The sequence below is a fragment of the Pseudomonas sp. 58 R 3 genome (assembly GCF_900006605.1).
Taxonomy (GTDB): Bacteria; Pseudomonadota; Gammaproteobacteria; order Pseudomonadales; family Pseudomonadaceae; genus Aquipseudomonas; species Aquipseudomonas salomonii.
On record NZ_CVTT01000084.1, the window covers coordinates 1 to 20434 of the forward strand.

Genomic DNA, 20434 nt, shown 5'->3' on the forward strand with positions numbered 1-20434 from the left:
TGTCCCGTCCTGAATAAGGTTTACACCTTCTGACCCAATCTCAGGAAGGCGTAATGAATTCAGGAAAAAGGCGCAGTCAGCGTGACTACTCGCTGACCTTTAAATTGTCAGTCGTCGATCAGGTCGAAAAAGGCGAGTTGAGTTATAAAGAGGCTCAAGAGCGCTACGGCATCCAGGGCAAATCTACGGTGTTGAACTGGCTACGCAGGCATGGTCGACAGAACTGGAGTCAAAGCGCGTCCATTCGTACCAAGAGATCCCGTTCCATGGATGAGCCCGACAAGCCGCTGACGCCCGAACAGCGAATCAAAGAGCTTGAAGAGCAACTCGCTCAAGCCAATCAGAAAGCTCAGTTTTTCGAAGCCGTTGTTGATGTACTCAAGAATGACTTTGGTGTCTCTGTCGTAAAAAAGCGATCCGGCAAGCCCTCTCCCAAAGGAAAGTCCAAGACCTGAGTATCAGCCGGGCTTGCCAGTTCATCGGGATATCCCGCCAGGCATATTACAAACGCATTCGAGCATGTAATGCTCGAGCCCTCCAGGCTCAGAAGGTTATGGGGTTCGTGCACGAAAAGCGCCTCAGACAACCTAGGCTTGGAACCCGAAAGCTTCATAACCTCATGCATAGCGAGCCCGAAGCCCCGGTAAAGGTTGGTCGAGACTGCCTTTTCGACATTTTGCGGGATCGCAGAGAGTTGGTTCCTCGAAAGCGGGCCTATCACAAAACGACAAACAGTCATCATCGCTTTCACAGGCACCCCAACCTGCTCAAAGAAGGGCCATCACAGGTAGTTGCTACGGCGCCAGAACAAGTTTGGGTAGCCGATATCACCTACTTGCCCACTCAAACGGGCGTGGCCTATCTGAGCTTGGTGACTGACGCCTACTCTCGGAAGATCGTGGGGCATCATGTTCACGAAAGCTTGCACACGGAGTCTGTGATTCAGGCATTCAGTAAAGCCCTCAAGTGCAGAAAAACAGAGCAAAACCTTGTTCATCACTCAGATCGAGGCATCCAATACTGCTCCGAGCTTTATCAGCGGCTGCATGTAAAGCACGGTATCCGGTGTTCTATGACCGATGGTTACGACTGCTACCAAAATGCTTTGGCCGAACGAGTGAACGGGATTTTGAAAACCGAGTTTCTCTTGCATCGGCCCAAAGATGCGGCTGAAGCCGCGCGAATGGTGGATCAATCCGTGCATATCTATAACAGTGAGCGGCCACATCTATCGCTGAAATACAAAACGCCCGATGCGGTGCATCGGGCGTTTTGAGGCTGAAATAGGTGTAAACCTATGTCAGGACTGGACAAACAAATCTTACTTGACGTTAACCGTGATGACTTTGGAGGCTACAGTCGGGTTGAACTGCATGTGCAGTTTGTCGCCGGCTACCAGTTGCAAGGTGTGTTTGCCTGGGGTGAGGGTCAGCTCGGTATCGGTCTGGGCCTTGCCGTAGTGGATCACGGTGTCGGTGGCCGGGATCGGCACGCTGGCGTCCGGCAGTTCTTTCTGGTCGATCAGCAGGTGGTGATGGCCGGTACCTGGGTCCTGGCTGGTCGCTGGCGCCAGTTTCAGGCCTTCCATGCCGAACTTCACAGTGAAGGTTTTATCGACGGTGGCGCCGTCTTTGGGCGACACGATAAAGACTTTGGCGCCTTCCGGTGGCGCACTGCGCGGAATACCGTCAGCGGCTGTGGCCAACATCGAAGCACCCAGCAAGAGGCTGGCCAGGGTTGCACGGGACAAAAGGGCTTTCATTCGCTTCTCCAGTTTTACGGTGAAATCTGTAGGGTTATGACAACTTCGCGGCAAATTGCTGTCCAAGGCACTCAACACCCTAGCAAGCGATGCTCAACGGCGCCTCGCACGCACAAATTCTTTAGGAGCGACCATGCGCTTTGTGCCTGGCCTTGTACTGTTACTGCCCCTGTTGAGCCCACTGGCTCACGCCGAACTGATCGATGACGTGTTTGATCGCGGCGAACTGCGCATCGCCCTGGAGGCCAACACCCCGCCTTACAACTTCAAGGACGGTGACAAGCTAACCGGTTTTGAAGTGGAGTTGGGTGAACAGTTAGCCAAGGAAATGGAGGTTCGCCCCTCGTTCATTACCGTCGATGACGCCGACCTGTTGCCAGGTGTGGAAAGCGGTAAGTTCGACGTGGCCATCAACCATATCGCTATGACTGCCACGCTGCAGGATCGGTTCGATTTCAGTGAGGCCTATAAGCAAACACCTGAGCTGGCCATTCCATTCCAAAAGGGCAACCCGGCATTCAAAAGCAGCCTGGACAATGCATTGCAGCGGGTGAAGGCCGATGGCCGCTTGAAGGCGCTGACGCAGAAGTGGTTTGAGGGCGACACGCCGGGCGTGAAGGCACCCTAGATCAACTGTGGGAGCGGGCTTGCTCGCGAAGACGGAGTGTCAGTCAACTAATTTGCTAGCTGACACACCGCTTTCGCGAGCAAGCCCGCTCCCACATTTTGATCTAGGCAAGGCTTGAAAGATGCAGTGCCGCCTCAGGCAACTCCAGCTCACTGAACACCCGCACGCCATGGCGCTTGAGCAGCGCCGCAGTCACGCCTTCGCCGCTGACCTTTACGCCGCTGAAGGTGCCGTCATAGGTCCGCAGGTTGCCGCAGGACGGGCTATTGGCCTTGAGAATCGCGATGCGGATGTTATGCCGCTGCGCCAACGCAAGAGCCTGGCGGGCGCCGTCGAGGAAGGCGGCGCTGAAGTCTTCGCCCTCGGCCGTCAGCACTTGCGCCCGCCCTTCCCACACAGCTATACCCTGCCCGCCGGCGATCTCAGCGGGAGGCCGCGGTGTCGGCAAACCGCCTGACACTTCCGGGCAGATCGCAACCACCCGGCCTTCGGCCTGCCAGGCCGCCAATTGATCGAAGGGGCCGCTGGCGCCACCGTCATAGCGCACCTTGTGCCCGAGCAGGCAGCGACTGATCAGAATCTTTTCCATGGTTAAAACGGCTCGTTACCACGTCGGCGAAACCAGCCGGTCAGGGACAGGCGTTCACGCGTGGCGGGCAGGACTTCGTGGGGCACCTCCCCCGACAGGAACACCACCAGGCTACCGCCGGTGGGCACCACATCGTATTCCACGCCGCCCTTGAGGTACATGCGCAACTGGCCGCCATGCTCAGGCAACCAGGCGTCATTCAAATAGACCACCGCCGAGACCATGCGCCGGTCATCGTCACGAAAACGGTCCAGATGCTTGAGGTAAAACGCCCCTGGCGGGTACATCGCGAAGTGGCTTTCGAAATCTTCCAGGCCCAGGAACAGGCTGCGGTTCATGGCCAGGCGCAGGCTGTCCATCACGCTCATGTAGGTCTCGCAGACAGCGGCGTCGCCCTCCTCCAGCCACTGGATATGGTCACCGCGAATGCCCTCGCGTATCTCCTGCGCGGGTCCCCGTCCTACAGCCGCCGGAGCCAATTCACCCTCAGCCGCACGTTTACGGCACTCAGCCGCCAACTCCAGGGTCAGAGCCTGGGGCAGGAAGCCGTTCTGCTGCGACCAACCTTTTTCGGCCAGGTCGTCGACGATGCGTTGCAGCAGCGGGTGTTCGAGGGATATTTGCATGGCGCGCATAGTATCCATACGCCTATGAATCCGACAGAGCCGCCGAGCGTCTGAACACACTTTAGTCAGGTGACTGATAGGATTTCTCGACAAATCCTACGCCCGACACGGACAATAGTGGCCGACTGACAGGAGTCCCTATGCGTCGTTTGTTTTTTTCCTTGCTGATGTTCTGCGTTTTGCCCGCCTGGGCAGACGGCCATGACCAGTTGTACAAGGTCGCCGGCTGGGCCGAACAACGTGCGCATTTCAATGACGCCCTCAGTGCCGCCCAGCAACGCTACCGCAATAGCCTGCCGCCGGCGGTGTACCAGGCGCTGGTGGACAACAGCAATAAACGCTTTGCCGCCCAGGCCGTCGACCAGCGGGCCGAGGCACAATTGCGCAAAAACCTGACGGACCCGAAACCGGCCCTGGCGTTTTTCCAGTCGCCATTGGGCCGCAAAATCGTCGCCGCCGAACTGCTGGCCACGCGCCGCGACCAACTGGCGAAAAATGCCAAGGGCCTGCCGCACATTGAAGCCGACGCCACCCGCAGCCTGATCATCGGCCACCTGGCCCAGGCGCTGCCGGCCCGCGAAGCCGGTGCGGAAGTCAGCCTGGCGATTGCCGGCGTGGCGGCCGACAGCTTGAGCCAAATGATCCCCGGCCTGTTGGGCGGCGGTCAGGCGCAAGGCATGTTGAACGGCCAACGTGAGCGGCTGATGCAGCAGATCGGCAATGACCTGAACAACACGCTCCTTTACGTCTACCGAGATTTGTCCGACCCGGAGCTGGAAGAATTCGCTACGTTTGCGGAGTCGCCTGAAGGCCGGGCGTATTACAAGGCGGCGCTGGCCGCGATTCGCGCCGGACTTGCAGTAGGCCAAAGCACCTCCAGCCTGACGCAGTAATTAATGTGGGAGCGGGCTTGCTCGCGAAAGCGGTGGGTCAGTTAACAAATCAGTGACTGACACTCCGCTTTCGCGAGCAAGCCCGCTCCCACAATTAGATTGCGTTACTTCAGTTGATCGGTGAGGAATTTGAAATACTCTTCGCGAATCTCAGGAATCTCATTGGCCAAGTGATGCCGACCACGCGGCAGCATCAACACCTGCGGCTGGTCGAACTTGCTCCGCAGCACCTGCAAGTTGTGCTGCCAGTGCACCGTCATGTCTTCCTCACCCTGCACGATCACCGGCCGCCTTGGGCTTTGCGGCGCGGCTTCGATGCGTTTGATCCAGCGCGCCAGCGCGCCCACCCAGGCGGTGGGCAGTTGGCGCGGCTGTAACGGGTCAGCTTCCAGAAAGGGTTTGAATTTGGGATCGTGGGTGTTCTCGCTGAACCGCCGCGCAATGCCTTTGACGAACGGGCGCAGCAGGTAATAACTGACCTGCGACCAACCCCACGCACGCGGCCGTACCAGGGGCGAGAGCAGGAAGGTCTTGCCTTGGGCCGGGCTGTCGGCGCCGTGGTTGAGCAGATGGTCCACCACCACCGCGCCGCCGGTGCTTTGCCCGAACAGGTGCCACGGTTGCGGCAGTTGCAGGGCTTTGGCCTGGGCGAACAACCCCTGCACCACGTTCTGATACACCGCAAAATCGTCGATGCTGGCGCGCACGCCACTGGAAAGCCCGTGGCCCGGCAAGTCGCAGGCGATCACCACAAAACCTTGATCCAGCGCCCAGTCCACCACATGCCGATACAGGCCCATATGGTCGTAGAAACCGTGGTACATAAACATCGTCGCCACCGGCACCGCCGGCCACCACACCTGCGCCACCACCTGGAAGCCATTTACCTCAAAGCGCCCCAAACGGCTCACCGCAGGCACTTTGCGCGCCGCCAGGTCCAGCCCATAGAAACGCTGGTAGACCCGCGCCTCGACGCTGAGCGGCTGCGCATCCACCAGTGGCCGCAAGCTCTCGCGCAGATGATCGGGGTCAAAACTCACAGGCATAAAGGCTTCCAGACTGACGGTGAAGATGAATATCGAGCTGCGATATTCATCTGTCAGGGCAAGCATGGCAAGCTACGCGACCTTCGAGGATAGTTCCGAATGCGACAACCCTACCGCTCTGCCTTGTTTGCCGGCCTGCTGTTGGTCATCTGCGCCGGCGTGCTGTGGGCGGCTTATGACTGGTTCCAGGGCCGCTATTTACGCGCATTCAGCGAACACACGGCGGTGTTTTCCGGTGATGCCCTGCGCCTGCCCGCCGAACTGGCAGGCCCCGGCCCGATTCGCCTGGTGCACTTCTGGGACCCGGCCTGCCCCTGCAACGTCGGCAACCAGCAGCACCTGGGTGAACTGATCGAGCAATACGCGCCCCAGGGCGTTGAGTTCTACGCCCTGCAAAAGGCCGGCAGCCACGGCCAACTGCCCGACAATTTGCGCAAAATGAAACCGCTCGATGCCCTGCTCGGCGCCGACCAAGTGCCGGCAACGCCGGCCGTTGGCATTTGGGATCGCAGCGGCAAACTCGCGTATTTCGGCCCCTACAGCGAAGGGCTGACGTGCAATTCGAGCAACAGTTTTATCGAGCCTATCCTCAAAGCCCTCAAGGCCGGTCGCGACGTCGATGCCACCCACACCCTGGCGGTGGGTTGCTATTGCCAGTGGAGCAAAGCGTCAAACTGAACGCCGGCTGTTCGAGCGGCAAACTCCGCTAACCTGGCCGGCAGGCTCCTGTATTGTAAGCGTCCAGTGACATTGCAAGCAGACACGAGACTCCATGAGCCAGTTAACCATCATCCTCTGGATGCTCAACGTTATCGTCGATACGTCCGGCCAACTCGCGTTCAAAGCCGCCGCCTCGGCCAGCGCCGAGCATGACGGCCTCGCCCACTGGAAACACATGCTCAAGCGCCCGTGGATCTGGCTTGGGGTGATCTGCTATGTCTTCGAATTCGTATTGTGGCTGGCGTTTCTCACGCTGGTGCCGTTGTCGGTCGGCGTGATGCTGGGCTCGATCAACATTGTGGTGATCATGATTGCCGGGCGTTTCCTGTTCAAGGAAAGCCTGAGCAAATGGCGGTTGATCGGCATCATGCTGATCGCCTGTGGCGTGACCGTCGTAGGGTTTGAATGATGAAACGTTTTTATATCCTGGGTTTTCTCGCGCTGATCATTTTCGACACCTTGGCGCAGGTCAGTTTCAAATTTGCCTCGGTGCATGCCGAACCGTTGACCATGGATGCCGCCTGGCTGGTGCGCGTGTTTGGCGCGCCGTGGATCTACGGCGCTTTTGTCGGCTATATCGGCGCGTTTTTTACCTGGATGACCTTGCTCAAGTACGCGCCGGTGGGCCCTGCATTTGCGGCCTCGCACCTGGAGTTGATCAGCGTGACGCTGATCTCGGTCTGGCTGTTCGATGACACCCTGACCTGGCCGAAAATCATCGGCGGCGCGCTGATCATCGCGGGCATCCTGTGCCTGGCGCGCAGTGAAGACAAAGAGAGCAAAACCGTCGAGGCCGAACCTTCGCAGCCACTGGTGTCATGAACAAGGAAATCCCGCCCACCGCCGGCCTGCCCTTGCGTGGGCGGGACTTGCTCAGTTTATCGGGCGACCTCGCCCAGTCGCTGGCCCAACAGTTTTCGATTCCACTGCCTGCACTGCCCTGCTCCGGCACCGCCGCGCTGATCATCGCCCTGCGCGTGTTGCAGCAGCGCATGCCCGGCCGCACCCGGCTGATTGTGCCGGCGTACACCTGCCCGCTGGTGGCCTTGGCCGCGCATTACTGCCCGCCGTTGCGGGTGGCGCCCTGTGATTTGCAGCCCGCCAGCATTGACCTCGACGAGCAACACCTCAAGCAACTGTGCGACGACAGCACCCTGGCCGTAGTGGTCACCCACCTGGCCGGGCGCGTGGCGGATGTAGACGCCGCCAAGCGTATTGCCGAGTCAGTCGGCGCCCTGGTTATCGAAGACGCCGCCCAAGCCCTGGGCGCCCTCGACGATGGCCGCAGCGTCGGGCTTAAAGGCGACGTGGGTTTTTTCAGCCTGGCATTTGGCAAAGGCCTGACCACGGCCGAAGGCGGCGTGCTGTTCAGCCGCGACCCGGTGCTGCATCAGGCATTGCACCGCCAGTGCGCGCAGGACCTGCCCTTCAGCCTGCGCTGGGAGCTGCAACGCAGCGCCGAACTCTGGGCTTACGCGCTGCTTTACCAACCGCGCGGCTTGCACTACGTGTATGGCAACGCCTTGCGCTCGGCGCTGGCACAGGGCGACGAAGTCGGCGCCGTGGGCGATGACTTTTCGATCAACGATATCCCGTTGCACCGCCTCGGCGGTTATCGGCAGAAGGTCGGCGCCGCCGCACTGGCGCGCTTGCCCGACCACTTGCAGCAAGGCCGTACCCGCGCCTTGCGCCGGGCAGCACGTTTGAATGACTTGCCCGGCGTCTCGGTGATCATGGACCGGCTGGGGCAGCAAGGCACCTGGCCGTTTTTAATGGTGCTGATGCCGACCGCACAGGCGCGTGATGCCGCCATGGCGCAACTGTGGACGGCCGGGCTGGGCGTGACGCGCCTGTTTATCCACACCTTGCCGGACTACCCCGCCGTCGCCCCTTTGCTGCAACCGGGCGGCGACATTAGCCAGGCCCAGGCGTTTGCCAGCCGCACACTGTCGATCAGCAACAGCCATTGGCTGACGGACGAACACTTCGAACGCGTATTCGCCCAGCTAAAAGTTATTGTCGCCAACCCTGATTGATCCGGGCCACCAGCCGGCCATTCAGCTCATTCTGCTGTGCTTGCCAGATCTGCACCTGCGCCGGCGGCAGTTCTTCCTGGCCATCGGAGGCACTCAACCAGCGTTTGAACTTGCTCTCATAGTGGTAAGCCGAGACATCGCCGGTGATGTCCGCACCGATGATCCGGCCCTGGCAAGCGTCGATCAGATCGTTCAAATGCTGCTCCAGGAACTCGCCCTGGTCCCAATTGGTGTTGACCACTTCGGGGCTCAGCACATCTTTGTCGATGGACAGGTAAACCGGCAGCGTTCGGTCGAACTGCGCCAGGAACGCACGCATCAGCTCATCGGCGTTGCTGAACGCACGGTTGCTCTGCCCGGCGCCGATCCAGTTCATCCAGCGCGTGTCGACGTTGACGTTCCAGTAGGTCAGCTTGCGTTTGAGCAGCGGCGACCAGTGATTCTCCCAGGCGTGACCCAGGCCGATATCCTGCGAACCAATGCCCAGCACATGCACATGCTCGACCTGGGGCAAGCGGCTGGCCCAGTAAACCCATGAGCCGCAATGGATGCCGAACGGGTAGCGCATGTTGTCGGGGTGGTTATCGCAAATGATCAGCTGAAATTTCTGCTGCGTCGGCAGGCGGTTCAGCAGCAGTTGGCTGAGGTGGTGATAATCGCCGCTGCCAGTGAACACACAACCGTAATCCCTGGGCATCTGCGTGTGCAGAGCGGTTTCCAGTTCCTTGAACTGCGCCCAGCGGCAACCGAAGCGGATTTTTTCCTGCCAGGCCTGCAGGGGCAAGGTGATCGCGCCGGGAATGTCACTCACGGCACTGTCGAAATCGAGGATCAGCGGTGCGCGGTCCTGGCTCATTCGGGTTTCTCCTGCTGCCACTGCGCATCGCTTTCAAAGTAATGGCGGAAACGGTTGCCGAGCTTGCGCAGCAGCGGGTTGCGGATCCACACCAGATGGCGGGTGAAGGTAAAGTCGGCGCCGAGGCTGGCCTTGACCTGCGGGTCGGTCCAACCCGCCACATAAAATTTCAGCCCATTGGCCACGGCGTATTCCAGGTTCACAAACCAGCTGACGAAGTACAGGTTGAACTCCAACGCCTGCGGGTAGTTGAGCCCGATGTACTTGTCGAGCAGCTTGTCGCCCTCCACGTAGCAGAGGTTGTAGCCGATCAGTTCGTCGCAGTGCCAGTAGCAGAACACCCGCCCGTTGCTGGCGCCGTCCTGTAACAAGCTGCGGAAAAACCCCGGGGTGAGCAGGTCGAAGTGGATCTCGCTCTGGTCGTACACCGCCTTGTACAGGCCGTACAACTGCGCAAGCCAGGCCTCATCGTTGAAGCGCGCATCGCCAGTGTTCAAGACTTCCACCCGCAATGCTTCGCGGCTGCGCAGTTTGCGTCGGATATTGCGCCGACGGCTGTGGGACAAACGCGCCAGGTACTCGTCGATGTTGCTGAAGTTGATCGGCACGTAGGCCAGCGCCTGGCCTTCCAGGCTGATAAAGCCGCGCCGGGTGCAGTCCTCGATCAAGGCTTGGGCGTAGCGGTTATCCGCCTCGCTCAGCAGTGGCGAGTCGCAGGGCACATCTTTGACGACCATGAGTTTGCGCTGCGGTGCGCACTCTTCTTGCAGCCACTGCGCGAGGTCCTGGGGCGGTACGTTGCGGGGCAATGGCGAATATTCGCTGACCGTGGTGCCGACAAAGCAGCTGTCGATGCGCAGCCACGCATTCCAAAGACCAAACCCGGGCCAGCCGCGCACACGGTTCGCGAACTCGTCTTCAGCCGTCGTCAGCAGGTCGAATGGCGTGAAGAAGTACGGCAGGCCCTGGGCGGACAGCCGCGCGTCAAAACCCTCCGGCGGGTGCTGCAAAAACCGGCCGATTAACGATGGCGCTTCCAGACAGCACGCATAGGCAACCTCGGGGCGGCTGGAGTCTGGGATAGGTGGCGTGGCGCAAGTCATGGAAAAAAGCTCAAAGATGACCGGCGCAATAGTAGCGACTCGACACATTCTGCACTTGAACCTCGGCTGTCGCTGCGGCATATCAGCATTTCCCGCAGTGCTCGCCAAACCGATTAGACTCCGTTGACCTTCAAGGTGACTGACTCAAGGACCGTCCATGAAACGCAGCCTGACCGTGCTCGCTATCCTGATTGCCGCCCTCTTGGCCGGCGCTGGCTGGTATGTCTACAGCAAGCAACCGACCCGCCAGGGCACCGAGACACTGGCCAACCTGCAAGGCGCAGTCACGGTGCGTTATGACGACCGCGGCGTGCCGCACATTCGCGCCGAGAACGAGACCGACCTGTACCGCGCCCTGGGCTATGTACACGCCCAGGATCGGCTGTTCCAGATGGAGATCATGCGGCGCCTGGCCCGTGGCGAGCTGGCCGAAGTGCTGGGGCCGAAGATGCTGGAGACCGACAAGCTGTTTCGCAGCCTGCGCATTCGCGAGCGCGCCTTGAGTTACGTCGAGCACATGGATCACGACTCGGCAGCCTGGAAGGCCTTGCAAGCCTACCTGGACGGCATCAACCAATATCAGGACAGCCACGCCAGCCCCATGGAGTTTGACGTGCTGGGCATCCCTAAACGACGCTTTACCGCCGAGGACACCATCAGCGTCGCCGGGTATATGGCCTACAGCTTTGCGGCCGCGTTTCGTACCGAGCCGCTGCTGACTTACGTGCGCGACCAGTTAGGCAGCGACTATCTGAAAGTCTTCGACCTCGACTGGCAACCCAAGGGCGCCCTCAACCTGGCTGCCGGCGACTGGAAATCCCTCGGCGCCCTCGCCGCCTTGAGCGACAAGGCCCTGGCCGATAACGGCTTGCCGCAGTTCGAAGGCAGCAACGCCTGGGCCATCAGCGGCAGCCGCACTAAAAGCGGCAAGCCGTTGCTGGCCGGCGACCCGCATATTCGCTTCTCGGTGCCGTCGGTGTGGTACGAGGCGCAGTTGTCGGCGCCGGGCTTTGAGCTGTACGGCTATCACAACGCACTGGTGCCGGTGGCCTTCCTGGGGCACAACCTGGATTTCGGCTGGAGCCTGACCATGTTCCAGAACGATGACCTCGACCTGATCGCCGAAAAGGTCAACCCGGACAACCCCAACCAGGTCTGGTACCACGGCCAATGGGTCAACCTGACCAGCAGCGAACAGCAGATTGCAGTCAAGGGTCAGGCGCCGGTGACGCTCACCCTGCGTCAGTCGCCCCACGGCCCGATCATCAATGACGTGCTGGGCGAGAATGCCGGCAGCACGCCGATTGCCATGTGGTGGGCGTTCCTCGACACCGAAGACCCGATCCTCGAAGGCTTCTACGAACTCAACCGCGCCGACACCCTGGCCAAGGTGCGCTCCGCCGCCGCCAAGGTTTCGGCGCCGGGCCTGAATATCGTGTGGGCGAATGCCAAGGGCGATATCGGCTGGTGGGCGGCGGCGCAGTTGCCGATCCGCCCGGCCGGCGTGAACCCGGCATTCATTCTCGACGGCAGTACCGCCCAGGCCGACAAGCTGGGCTTCTACCCGTTCAGCGCCAACCCACAGGAAGAAAACCCGGCCCGTGGTTATGTGGTGTCGGCCAACGCCCAGCCGACCTCGCCCACTGGGATGGAGATCCCCGGTTACTACAACCTCGCCGACCGCGGCCAGCAGTTGAACACGCAGTTGAGCGACAAAAGCGTGAAGTGGGACGTGAACAACAGCCAGGCCTTGCAATTGGGTACCACCACCGCCTACGGCCCACGCCTGCTGGCGCCGCTGTTACCGGTGCTGCGTGAAGTGGTCAAGGACCCGGCGCAGCTTAAACTGGTGGAGCAGCTTGCAAGCTGGAAAGGCGACTACCCGCTGGACTCCACCAGTGCCACGCTGTTCAACCAGTTCCTGTTCAACCTCACCGACGCGGCCTTCCACCCGAAACTGGGCGATGCGATGTTCAAAACCCTGATCACCACGCGGGTGATCGACGCCGCACTGCCACGCCTGGCCGCCTCAGCGGATTCGCCGTGGTGGAACGGCAAGCGCGCCGACACGGTAAAACTCGCCTGGGACAACAGCCTGGCGCACCTCAAGGCCACCTTTGGCGATGACCCGTCGCAATGGCAGTGGGGCAAGGCCCACACCCTGACCCACGGCCACCCGCTGGGCATGCAGAAGCCATTGGACATGATTTTCAACGTCGGCCCATTCCCGGCGCCGGGCACCCACGAGGTGCCAAATAACCAATCGGCCATGATCGGCCCTGCGCCGTGGCCTGTGACCTATGGCCCATCGACGCGGCGCCTGATCGACTTTGCCGACCCGGCCCATGCGTTGACCATCAACCCCGTGGGGCAAAGCGGCGTGCCGTTTGATTCGCACTATGGCGACCAGGCGGAAACCTATATCGAGGGTGGGTACGAGCAGGCGCATTTCAGTGAGGAAGAGGTGACGGCGAATACCCGTGGCACGCTGAAGCTGTTGCCTGCCCGATAGCCGCATGGAACGCGGTCAAAATGTGGGAGCGACTAAAGAGCCCGCATTCGCCCTGGCGCCTCGCCGTAGGTTTCCTTGAATTTCTTGCTGAACGCCGCCTGAGACTGGTAACCCACCTGCGCGGCGATATCCAGCAGGCTCAGGCGCGACTGGCGCAGCAGGTTGAACGCCAGCTCCATGCGCAGCTGGGTCAGCAGCACCCACGGCGACACACCCGCGACTTTCACAAACGCCCGCATGAAGGTGGCCCGCGACATGGTGGCTGCCGCCGCCAGGCTGTCGATGGTCCACTCATGGCCGGGCTCGGCCAGCATCGCCTGCCAGGCTTTGCTCAGGCGTTTGTCGGCGAGTAAGGCGAAGGTGCCTGCCACCGGCGCCTGGCGAGTCAGCCAGGTGCGCAGGATCAGGGTGAACAAGGCCTGCGACAACGCGTCGATAAACGAGCGTGCGCCCAGTTGCTGGCCGTCCGCTTCGCTGCGCAACAAGGCAATCAGCGCTGCCAATTGCCCATCGCCCTGCCACTGACGGCTGGACACCACCAAGTAGTCCGGCAACGCACCGAACAACAATGACTGGCGGTTGTAGCGAAAGCTGCCGCAGAGCATGTCCACGTCCGGTTGCTCGCCACCCAGGCGGTGGATCGGCAACACGCCGCCCTCAATAACGGTCTGCGCCACCGGTTTGACCCGCACGCCCTGGCTGCGCACCAGGTGCGTCGCGCCACCGGGCATCAACAGAATGTCGCCCTCCTCCAGCGTCACCTGCTGGCCGCCCGACAACTCGGCATGGCAGGTGCCCGCCAGCACAATGTGATACGGCGCCACGCCCAGCGGCTCAGGCGCGTGGTCCATGGCCCACGCGCCCTGGAACTGGCAGCGCAGGTCCAGGCTGCCGCGCAGGTTGGCCAACGCAATCAGGGTGTCGATGGAGTTCATTTGCGAGCATCGATCAAAAAGGTGAGTGGATCGAACAAAAGCGCCAAACCTGAACCGCGCACACTGGCTTCACACCCAACCCGTTCAGGAGTTACCGCAATGTTCAATAACTGGTCCGACTTGCTGCCTACCGTGAAGAAAGCCTTTGGCGCGCTGGGCAAGAGCAACCCGAAGATGGTCAAAGCCTACATGGCGCTGGGCGAGGCTGCCGAGGAAAACAACGTACTCGACGCCAAGACCCGTGAGCTGATTTCCATCGCCGTGGCCATCACCACGCGCTGCGACGGTTGCATCGGTGTGCATGCCGACGCGGCGATCAAGGCTGGTGCGACCCGCGAAGAAGTGGCCGCCACGCTCGCCACCGCCATCTCGCTGAATGCCGGTGCTGCGTACATCTATTCGCTGCGCGCGCTGGAAGCCTACGACACGCTCACACCGGCGTCGCAAAGTTAAGCCGGAACTGTTGCGGCGTCACGCCCAGCCGGCGGTTGAACACACTGCGCATGTGCTGGGCGTCACGAAAGCCGCATTGGTAGGCCACGGTTTTCAGCGGTGCGGGGCTGCTTTCGAGCAGCACCCGCGCCGCATCTACTCGCGCCCGCTCGACGAACTCGGCAGGCGTTATGCGCGCTTCACGGGCAAATACCCGGGAAAAATTACGCGCGCTCATATTGGCGGCCTTGGCCAGGTCGGCGATGCCCAAATCCCCGGTCAGGTTGGCCAGCACGTACAACTGCACCAACGCCACCGCCGAGGTGCTTTCGGCGTGGGGCGTGAGGAACGGGCTGAACTGCGACTGCCCGCCCGAGCGCTGAGTGAACACCACCAGGCGCTTGGCCACGCTCAGCGCAACTTCCGGGCCGTGGTCCTGAGCCAGCAGATACAGCGAAAGGTCGATACCGGCCGTGACGCCAGCCGAGGTGTAAAGGTTGCCGTCCTGCACGTGGAGGCGGTCGGCCTCGACCTGGGCCGAGGGGCACAGGCGCGCCAGGTCGGCGGCGTCGTTCCAGTGGGTGGTGACGGTTTTGCCATCCAGCAATCCGGCGCGCGCCAGCATAAAGGCGCCATTGCAGATGGAGCCGAAACGCTGTGCGCGGGCGGCGGCGCCGCGTAGCCAATCATCAAACTGGGCGCCGAAATCTTCGAAAGGCAGCTGTGGGCCGCCAGCGACCAGCAACAGATCATAGGCTTGCAAGGCGTCGCAGTAATGCTTGTGGGCCTGCAATGACAGGCCGTTGGAGGCTGGAATAGTGCCGTGGCTCAGGCCGATCACTTCAAGCTGATAATGGTCTTCGGGCGGCAGAAAACGGTTGGCCTCGCAGAACACATCCATGGGGCCGGTCACGTCCAGTGACTGGACGCCGGGGAAGATCAGGATGGCGACGGTTTTGCCCATGCTCACAAACACCTTTCTCTAACTGAATAAACACAAAACCCTTGTGGGAGCGGGCTTGCTCGCGAATGCGGTGGGTCAGTCGACACCGGTATTAACTGACATACCGCTTTCGCGAGCAAGCCCGCCCCCACATTTGATCTACTCAAGCCTCAAGAGAGTATTCAGACTGGCGCGATATGGCGCCATATTGGCCGACATCGCACCCTCGCCGCGATAGCCCCATCGCGGGCACGGGACCAGACTTCACTCATCGGCGCCACCCCCGGCGCTTTGTTGAGGAGAACGACCATGAGCAACGCCATCGCCGGCATCCAAATCCCGGACAGCGCCCTGGCCAAGGCCACCACCGAATACATCCGCGACGTCGAGTCCGACCTGCTGTACCACCACTCCCGCCGGGTGTTTCTGTTCGGCGCGTTGAGCGGTGAGCGCAAGCAACTGGCCTACAACCCGGAACTGCTGTACGTCGGCGCGATGTTCCATGACCTGGGCCTGGTCGAAGGCCATCGCAGTGACAACGAGCGTTTCGAAGTGGACGGCGCCAACGCGGCGGCCGCGTTCCTCAAGCCTTACGGGCTGAGCGATGACGATATCGAACAAGTCTGGTTGTCGATCGCCCTGCACACCACGCCGGGTGTACCGCAGCATTTGCGCCCGACCGTGGCGCTGGTGACTGCAGGCGTTGAGATGGACGTGCTGGGCATGGACTACGCGGCGTTTTCCAGCGTGCAGCGCGAAGCCGTGGTGCATGCGCATCCACGCGGTGAAGGGTTCAAGGAATGCATCATCTGCGCGTTTGCCGACGGCTTGCGTCATCGCCCGCAGACCACGTTTGGCAACGTGAAGACCGATGTGCTGGTGGATCAGGAGCCGGGGTTCAAGCCGATGAACTTTGTCGAGGTGATTCGCAAGTCACCGTGGGCTGCCTGACTAGATCGTTCCAACGCTCTGCGTGGGAATGCAGCCATGGACGCTCCGCGTCCGCTCTTGGGAGTGTGACGCAGAGCGTCACAGGAGGCGTTCCCACGCGGAGCGTGGGAACGATCTTTATCAGGTTAGACCGGCGCAGGCGCCCGGCGCTTGTCCGGTTGCTGCCAACCGTCCGCCGCCGCTTCTTCGATGGCTTGTTGAATCGCCTTCTTGCGCATCTCTTCGGCCCGACGGCTGAAGAACCACACCAGAAAGGTCACCAGCGACACCGCCAGCAGAATCAAACTGGCCACGGCGTTGATCTCGGGTTTAACCCCCAGACGCACCGCCGAGAACACTTCCATCGGCAACGTCGTCGAACCTGGGCCCGAGACGAAGCTGGCCAGTACCAGGTCGTCCAGCGACAGCGCGAACGACATCATGCCGCCCGCCGCCAGCGACGGCGCGATCATCGGGATGGTGATCAGGAAGAACACCTTCCATGGCCGTGCGCCCAAGTCCATCGCCGCTTCTTCGATCGACAGGTCCAGCTCACGCAAGCGCGCCGACACCACCACCGCCACATACGCCGCACAGAACGTGGTGTGAGCGATCCAGATGGTGACGATGCCACGCTCCTGGGGCCAGCCGATCATCTGCGCCATGGCCACGAACAGCAGCAACAGCGACAGACCGGTGATCACTTCGGGCATCACCAATGGCGCAGTCACCAGGCCACCGAACAGCGTGCGGCCCTTGAACTGGCTGATACGTGTCAGCACGAAGGCCGCCAGCGTACCCAATGCCACCGCGGCCACCGCCGTGTAGCAGGCGATTTCCAGCGAGCGCGCCACCGAGCCCATCAACTGGGTGTTGTCCAACAGGCCCACGTACCACTTGATCGACCAACCGCCCCACACTGTCACCAGCTTGGATTCGTTGAACGAGTAGATCACCAGGATCAACATCGGCAGGTAGATGAACAACAAGCCTGCGACCAGCATGAAGCTGGAGAAACGAAAGCGCTTCATATCTTGCCCTCCAGCTCTTTGGCTTGGCTGCGGTTGAACAGGATGATCGGCACGATCAGGATCGCCAGCATCACCACCGCCAGGGCAGACGCCACCGGCCAGTCACGGTTGTTGAAGAATTCCTGCCACAGCACTTTACCGATCATCAGGGTTTCCGGGCCGCCGAGCAGTTCAGGAATCACGAACTCGCCCACCACCGGGATAAACACCAGCATGCAACCGGCGATGATGCCGTTCTTGGACAGCGGCACGGTGATTTTCCAGAAGCTGTTGAAGGTGCTCGAACCCAGATCGGATGCGGCTTCCAGCAGGCTCTGGTCGTGTTTGACCAGGTTGGCGTACAGCGGCAGGATCATGAACGGCAGGTACGAATAGACCACGCCGATATACACCGCAATGTTGGTGTTGAGGATCTGCAGCGGCTCGTTGATCAGCCCGATGGACATCAGGAAGCCGTTGAGCAAGCCGTTGTTGCTGAGGATGCCCATCCACGCATACACGCGGATCAGGATCGCGGTCCAGGTCGGCATCATGATCAGCAGCACCAGCACGGTCTGCATCTCTTTGCGCGCGGTGGCGATGGCGTAGGCCATCGGGTAGCCGATCAGCAGGCACAGCAGCGTGCTGAAAAACGCCATCTTCAGCGAGCCCAGGTAGGCGGCGATGTACAACTCGTCGCCCGCCAGCAAGCTGTAGTTGGCCAGGTTCAGCACCACTTGCAGCTTTTGCTCAACGTAGGTGTAGATCTCGGTGTAAGGCGGGATCGCCACGTCGGCTTCGGCAAAGCTGATTTTCAATACGATGAAAAACGGCAGTGCGAAAAACAGAAACAGCCAGAGGAATGGAATCCCGATGACCACCTGCTTGCCATTGGGGATTATGCGATCCAAGCGCCGCTTGAACTTCTTCATATTCATGAGCGAAGTACCACGCCGCTGTCGTCTTCCCACCACACGTACACCTGGTCACCCCAGGTTGGGCGCTGGCCACGGCGTTCGGCGTTGGCCACGAAAGACTGCACCAGCTTGCCGCTCGGCAGTTCCACGTAGAACACCGAATGGCCGCCGAGGTAAGCGATGTCGTGCACCTTGCCGCTGGACCAGTTGTGTTCACAGGTCGGCATTTCGGTAGTGACCAGCAGTTTTTCCGGGCGGATCGCGTAGGTCACCGACTTGTCTTCCACCGAGGTGGCGATGCCGTAGCCCACGTAGATGTCGCGGTCCAGGTCCGGGCACTTGAGCACCGCGTGGCCTTCGGCATCGTCCACCACCTGGGTGTCGAAGATGTTGACGTTGCCGATGAACTCGCACACCAGGCGGCTGGTGGGGGTTTCGTAGATGTCGATCGGGCTGCCGATCTGCGCGATCCAGCCCAGGTGCATGATCGCGATGCGCTCGGCCATGGTCATGGCCTCTTCCTGGTCGTGGGTCACCATCACGCAGGTCACGCCCACGCGCTCGATGATTTCCACCAGTTCCAGCTGCATCTGCGAACGCAGTTTTTTGTCCAATGCACCCATCGGCTCATCGAGCAGCAGCAGTTTCGGGCGCTTGGCCAGGGAACGTGCCAACGCCACACGCTGGCGCTGGCCACCGGACAGCTGGTGCGGCTTGCGCTTGGCGTACTGGCTCATCTGCACCAGCTTGAGCATCTCGGCCACGCGGGCGTCGACTTCAGCCTTGGGGATCTTGTCCTGTTGCAGGCCGAAGGCAATGTTCTGCGCCACGGTCATGTGCGGGAACAAGGCGTAGGACTGGAACATCATGTTGATCGGCCGCTCGTAGGGCGGCATGTCGGTGATGTCCACACCGTCGAGGTAGATGCGACCTTCCGTTGGGCGCTCGAAGCCTGCGAGCATGCGCAGCAGGGTGGATTTGCCCGAACCCGATCCGCCGAGCAAGGCGAAGATCTCGCCTTTTTTGATTTCCAGGGACACATCGTCCACGGCAATCGTCTCGTCGAACTTCTTCGTGACCCGGTCGATTTTGACCAACACCTTTTTCGGTGTCTGGTCGCCCTCGAGGGCTTTCTTATAGGCGCCGGAGGCAACTGCCATTTACGAAACTCCCAACAAAATTTGAGGTTCGCCCAAGACGGGCGAAACCTTGGATAGTTTGAGCTTTACTTGCCCGTCTTGACCTTGGTCCAGCTACGGGTCATTAAACGCTGCACTTTCGGGGGTAGCTCGAAGTTGACGAACGTCCGGTCGAGAACCGCCTGCGGTGGGTAAACCGCTGCGTCAGTGCGTATCGATTGCTCCATCAGTTTGTCCGCCCCTGGGTTAGGGTTGGCATAACCGACTTGATCACTGACCTGAGCGATCACCTCAGGTTGCAGTAAATAGTTGATGAAGGCATGGGCCTCTTTGACGTTGGTGGCATCCGCCGGGATCGCCAGCACGTCAAACCACAAATTGCCGCCTTCTTTGGGAATCGTGTAGGCGATGTTCACGCCTTTGCCAGCTTCAGCCGCACGGGCCTTGGCCTGAAACACATCCCCGGAGAAACCGGCCGCCACGCAAATGTTGCCGTTGGCCAGGTCCGAGATGTATTTGGAAGAATGGAAATAGGTCACGTAGGGCCGCACTTTGAGCAGCTTCTCTTCGGCCTTCTTGTAGTCTTCGGGGTTGGTGCTGTTGGGGTTCAGGCCCATGTAGTTGAGCACCGCCGGCAGCATCTCATCGGCCGAATCCATGAACGAAACGCCACAGGTGGCGAGCTTCTTCATGTTCTCCGGTTCGAACAGCACGGCCCAGGAATCGATATGGTCGACGCCCAGCACTTCTTTGACTTTGTCGACGTTGTAACCGATGCCGTTGGTGCCCCACAGGTACGGTACGGCGTACTGGTTACCCGGATCGTTCTTTTCCAGGCGCTTGAGCAGCACCGGGTCCAGGTTGGAATAGTGAGTCAGCAATGACTTGTCGAGCTTCTGGAACGCCCCGGCCTTGATCTGCTTGCCGAGAAAATGGTTGGACGGCACGACCACGTCGTAACCGGTACGACCGGCGAGCAACTTGCCTTCCAGGGTTTCGTTGGAATCAAACACGTCATACACGGGCTTGATGCCTGTCGCCTTTTCAAAATTGGCCAGGGTGTCCGGGCCAATGTAGTCCGACCAGTTATAAATATGCACCGTCGGTGCGGCCTGCACGCTCACAGCCAGCGTGATACCTGCACCCACCAGCATGGCTTTGCGAAATAAAGAAATTGGCAAGTGGAGGTCCTCTTAAATAGTTGGGCCTTAAAGTTGTTGCCCGGCAACAAAACCGGCGCGCAACTTACCCTCGATAAACCGATCCGGCAAAACTTTCTGTCATTTAATTTGTGTGAACGGGCTATGTGGGAGCGGGCTTGCTCGCGAAAGCGGAGTATCAGTTGATACATCCGCTG

Annotated in this window: 22 protein-coding genes; 10 read left to right on the forward strand and 12 right to left on the reverse strand. The window is 60.5% G+C overall.

What is annotated here, in order from left to right; all coding sequences use genetic code 11:
* Positions 1-53: 53 nt before the first annotated feature.
* Positions 54-1276, forward strand: a protein-coding gene (locus BFP92_RS26650; RefSeq protein ID WP_122527355.1) for an IS3 family transposase whose coding sequence is annotated in 2 segments (ribosomal slippage) — positions 54-405 and positions 405-1276 — 1224 coding nt in all. Because the reading frame shifts where the segments join, the coding sequence is not laid out codon by codon here.
* Between the two features lie 45 nt (positions 1277-1321).
* Here BFP92_RS26650 and BFP92_RS26655 read toward each other — a convergent pair.
* Entirely contained in the window at positions 1322-1762 is a 441-nt protein-coding gene (locus BFP92_RS26655; protein ID WP_065931806.1) for a DUF4399 domain-containing protein, read from the reverse strand.
* Between the two features lie 133 nt (positions 1763-1895).
* Here BFP92_RS26655 and BFP92_RS26660 point away from each other — a divergent pair, with 133 nt between their 5' ends.
* Positions 1896-2390 (forward strand): transporter substrate-binding domain-containing protein, encoded by a 495-nt coding sequence (locus BFP92_RS26660; protein ID WP_065931807.1) that lies wholly within the window; start codon positions 1896-1898, stop codon positions 2388-2390.
* Between the two features lie 103 nt (positions 2391-2493).
* Here the strand turns inward: BFP92_RS26660 and BFP92_RS26665 are convergent, their stop codons facing one another.
* Both BFP92_RS26665 and BFP92_RS26670 read right to left on the reverse strand, forming a co-directional pair.
* Positions 2494-2979, reverse strand: coding sequence for a 2-thiouracil desulfurase family protein (locus BFP92_RS26665; RefSeq protein ID WP_065931808.1), 486 nt, complete (start codon positions 2977-2979; stop codon positions 2494-2496).
* Between the two features lie 2 nt (positions 2980-2981).
* On the reverse strand, positions 2982-3614 hold the full coding sequence (locus BFP92_RS26670; protein WP_026013871.1) for a 2OG-Fe(II) oxygenase: 633 nt from the start codon (positions 3612-3614) through the stop codon (positions 2982-2984).
* Positions 3615-3745: 131 nt separating this feature from the next.
* Between BFP92_RS26670 and BFP92_RS26675 the strand changes: the two genes are divergently transcribed.
* Positions 3746-4498: a DUF2059 domain-containing protein gene (locus BFP92_RS26675; RefSeq protein ID WP_065931809.1), complete on the forward strand. Its 753-nt coding sequence runs from the start codon at positions 3746-3748 to the stop codon at positions 4496-4498.
* Between the two features lie 104 nt (positions 4499-4602).
* Here BFP92_RS26675 and BFP92_RS26680 read toward each other — a convergent pair whose 3' ends face one another.
* Positions 4603-5544, reverse strand: coding sequence for a phospholipase BipL (locus tag BFP92_RS26680; protein ID WP_065931929.1), 942 nt, complete (start codon positions 5542-5544; stop codon positions 4603-4605).
* A 99-nt stretch (positions 5545-5643) separates the two neighbouring features.
* On the opposite strand from BFP92_RS26680, the gene BFP92_RS26685 reads away from it, so the two are divergent.
* The 4 genes from BFP92_RS26685 (at position 5644) to BFP92_RS26700 (ending at position 8300) form a co-directional block, all read left to right on the forward strand.
* Positions 5644-6222: a DUF6436 domain-containing protein gene (locus BFP92_RS26685; RefSeq protein WP_065931810.1), complete on the forward strand. Its 579-nt coding sequence runs from the start codon at positions 5644-5646 to the stop codon at positions 6220-6222.
* Positions 6223-6316: 94 nt separating this feature from the next.
* On the forward strand, positions 6317-6673 hold the full coding sequence (locus BFP92_RS26690; protein ID WP_026013873.1) for an EamA family transporter: 357 nt from the start codon (positions 6317-6319) through the stop codon (positions 6671-6673).
* Complete coding sequence (locus BFP92_RS26695) at positions 6673-7086, forward strand: DMT family transporter (RefSeq protein ID WP_065931811.1); 414 nt, start codon at positions 6673-6675, stop codon at positions 7084-7086. Before BFP92_RS26690 ends, BFP92_RS26695 begins: the two co-directional genes overlap by 1 nt.
* Positions 7083-8300: a DegT/DnrJ/EryC1/StrS family aminotransferase gene (locus BFP92_RS26700; protein WP_065931812.1), complete on the forward strand. Its 1218-nt coding sequence runs from the start codon at positions 7083-7085 to the stop codon at positions 8298-8300. Before BFP92_RS26695 ends, BFP92_RS26700 begins: the two co-directional genes overlap by 4 nt.
* Here BFP92_RS26700 and BFP92_RS26705 read toward each other — a convergent pair.
* Both BFP92_RS26705 and BFP92_RS26710 read right to left on the reverse strand, forming a co-directional pair.
* The gene (locus BFP92_RS26705; RefSeq protein ID WP_065931813.1) at positions 8278-9156 is read right to left on the reverse strand and encodes an arginase family protein; all 879 of its coding nucleotides are present in this window, start codon (positions 9154-9156) and stop codon (positions 8278-8280) included. The genes BFP92_RS26700 and BFP92_RS26705 overlap by 23 nt on opposite strands.
* The gene (locus BFP92_RS26710) at positions 9153-10259 is read right to left on the reverse strand and encodes a GNAT family N-acetyltransferase (RefSeq protein ID WP_065931814.1); all 1107 of its coding nucleotides are present in this window, start codon (positions 10257-10259) and stop codon (positions 9153-9155) included. The genes BFP92_RS26705 and BFP92_RS26710 overlap by 4 nt, the downstream gene beginning before the upstream one ends.
* A gap of 157 nt (positions 10260-10416) precedes the next feature.
* Between BFP92_RS26710 and BFP92_RS26715 the strand changes: the two genes are divergently transcribed.
* Positions 10417-12771, forward strand: coding sequence for a penicillin acylase family protein (locus BFP92_RS26715; protein ID WP_065931815.1), 2355 nt, complete (start codon positions 10417-10419; stop codon positions 12769-12771).
* Positions 12772-12803: 32 nt separating this feature from the next.
* Here the strand turns inward: BFP92_RS26715 and BFP92_RS26720 are convergent, their stop codons facing one another.
* Positions 12804-13706 carry an AraC family transcriptional regulator gene (locus BFP92_RS26720; RefSeq protein ID WP_065931816.1) on the reverse strand — a complete coding sequence of 301 codons (903 nt, stop codon included), beginning with the start codon at positions 13704-13706 and terminating at the stop codon, positions 12804-12806.
* 99 nt (positions 13707-13805) lie between these two features.
* Here BFP92_RS26720 and BFP92_RS26725 point away from each other — a divergent pair, with 99 nt between their 5' ends.
* A complete protein-coding gene (locus tag BFP92_RS26725) occupies positions 13806-14159 on the forward strand; it encodes a carboxymuconolactone decarboxylase family protein (protein ID WP_065931817.1) in 354 nt (117 codons plus the stop codon).
* Here the strand turns inward: BFP92_RS26725 and BFP92_RS26730 are convergent.
* Positions 14137-15102 carry a GlxA family transcriptional regulator gene (locus BFP92_RS26730; protein ID WP_065931818.1) on the reverse strand — a complete coding sequence of 322 codons (966 nt, stop codon included), beginning with the start codon at positions 15100-15102 and terminating at the stop codon, positions 14137-14139. The two genes, BFP92_RS26725 and BFP92_RS26730, sit on opposite strands and share 23 nt — an antisense overlap.
* Before the next feature lie 288 nt (positions 15103-15390).
* Here BFP92_RS26730 and BFP92_RS26735 point away from each other — a divergent pair, with 288 nt between their 5' ends.
* The gene (locus tag BFP92_RS26735) at positions 15391-16032 is read left to right on the forward strand and encodes an HD domain-containing protein (RefSeq protein WP_056860727.1); all 642 of its coding nucleotides are present in this window, start codon (positions 15391-15393) and stop codon (positions 16030-16032) included.
* A 125-nt stretch (positions 16033-16157) separates the two neighbouring features.
* Here BFP92_RS26735 and BFP92_RS26740 read toward each other — a convergent pair whose 3' ends face one another.
* The 4 genes from BFP92_RS26740 to BFP92_RS26755 form a co-directional block, all read right to left on the reverse strand.
* On the reverse strand, positions 16158-17042 hold the full coding sequence (locus BFP92_RS26740) for an ABC transporter permease subunit (protein ID WP_065931819.1): 885 nt from the start codon (positions 17040-17042) through the stop codon (positions 16158-16160).
* A complete protein-coding gene (locus BFP92_RS26745) occupies positions 17039-17920 on the reverse strand; it encodes an ABC transporter permease subunit (protein WP_170875878.1) in 882 nt (293 codons plus the stop codon). Before BFP92_RS26745 ends, BFP92_RS26740 begins: the two co-directional genes overlap by 4 nt.
* 35 nt (positions 17921-17955) lie before the next feature.
* Entirely contained in the window at positions 17956-19098 is a 1143-nt protein-coding gene (gene potA / locus BFP92_RS26750) for an ABC transporter ATP-binding protein (protein ID WP_003195240.1), read from the reverse strand.
* Positions 19099-19163: 65 nt separating this feature from the next.
* Positions 19164-20258 carry a polyamine ABC transporter substrate-binding protein gene (locus BFP92_RS26755; RefSeq protein WP_065931821.1) on the reverse strand — a complete coding sequence of 365 codons (1095 nt, stop codon included), beginning with the start codon at positions 20256-20258 and terminating at the stop codon, positions 19164-19166.
* Between the last annotated feature and the right edge of the window lie 176 nt (positions 20259-20434).

Coding starts and splice junctions, on each gene's coding strand:
- BFP92_RS26675 (WP_065931809.1), top strand. CDS start 3,746: ATGCGTCGTTTGTTTTTTTCCTTGCTGATGTTCTGCGTTTTGCCCGCC.
- BFP92_RS26660 (WP_065931807.1), top strand. CDS start 1,896: ATGCGCTTTGTGCCTGGCCTTGTACTGTTACTGCCCCTGTTGAGCCCA.
- BFP92_RS26725 (WP_065931817.1), top strand. CDS start 13,806: ATGTTCAATAACTGGTCCGACTTGCTGCCTACCGTGAAGAAAGCCTTT.
- BFP92_RS26670 (WP_026013871.1), bottom strand. CDS start 3,614: ATGCGCGCCATGCAAATATCCCTCGAACACCCGCTGCTGCAACGCATC.
- BFP92_RS26710 (WP_065931814.1), bottom strand. CDS start 10,259: ATGACTTGCGCCACGCCACCTATCCCAGACTCCAGCCGCCCCGAGGTT.
- BFP92_RS26690 (WP_026013873.1), top strand. CDS start 6,317: ATGAGCCAGTTAACCATCATCCTCTGGATGCTCAACGTTATCGTCGAT.
- BFP92_RS26715 (WP_065931815.1), top strand. CDS start 10,417: ATGAAACGCAGCCTGACCGTGCTCGCTATCCTGATTGCCGCCCTCTTG.
- potA (WP_003195240.1), bottom strand. CDS start 19,098: ATGGCAGTTGCCTCCGGCGCCTATAAGAAAGCCCTCGAGGGCGACCAG.
- BFP92_RS26695 (WP_065931811.1), top strand. CDS start 6,673: ATGAAACGTTTTTATATCCTGGGTTTTCTCGCGCTGATCATTTTCGAC.
- BFP92_RS26665 (WP_065931808.1), bottom strand. CDS start 2,979: ATGGAAAAGATTCTGATCAGTCGCTGCCTGCTCGGGCACAAGGTGCGC.
- BFP92_RS26740 (WP_065931819.1), bottom strand. CDS start 17,042: ATGAAGCGCTTTCGTTTCTCCAGCTTCATGCTGGTCGCAGGCTTGTTG.
- BFP92_RS26680 (WP_065931929.1), bottom strand. CDS start 5,544: ATGCCTGTGAGTTTTGACCCCGATCATCTGCGCGAGAGCTTGCGGCCA.
- BFP92_RS26700 (WP_065931812.1), top strand. CDS start 7,083: ATGAACAAGGAAATCCCGCCCACCGCCGGCCTGCCCTTGCGTGGGCGG.
- BFP92_RS26705 (WP_065931813.1), bottom strand. CDS start 9,156: ATGAGCCAGGACCGCGCACCGCTGATCCTCGATTTCGACAGTGCCGTG.
- BFP92_RS26720 (WP_065931816.1), bottom strand. CDS start 13,706: ATGAACTCCATCGACACCCTGATTGCGTTGGCCAACCTGCGCGGCAGC.
- BFP92_RS26655 (WP_065931806.1), bottom strand. CDS start 1,762: ATGAAAGCCCTTTTGTCCCGTGCAACCCTGGCCAGCCTCTTGCTGGGT.
- BFP92_RS26685 (WP_065931810.1), top strand. CDS start 5,644: ATGCGACAACCCTACCGCTCTGCCTTGTTTGCCGGCCTGCTGTTGGTC.
- BFP92_RS26730 (WP_065931818.1), bottom strand. CDS start 15,102: ATGGGCAAAACCGTCGCCATCCTGATCTTCCCCGGCGTCCAGTCACTG.
- BFP92_RS26735 (WP_056860727.1), top strand. CDS start 15,391: ATGAGCAACGCCATCGCCGGCATCCAAATCCCGGACAGCGCCCTGGCC.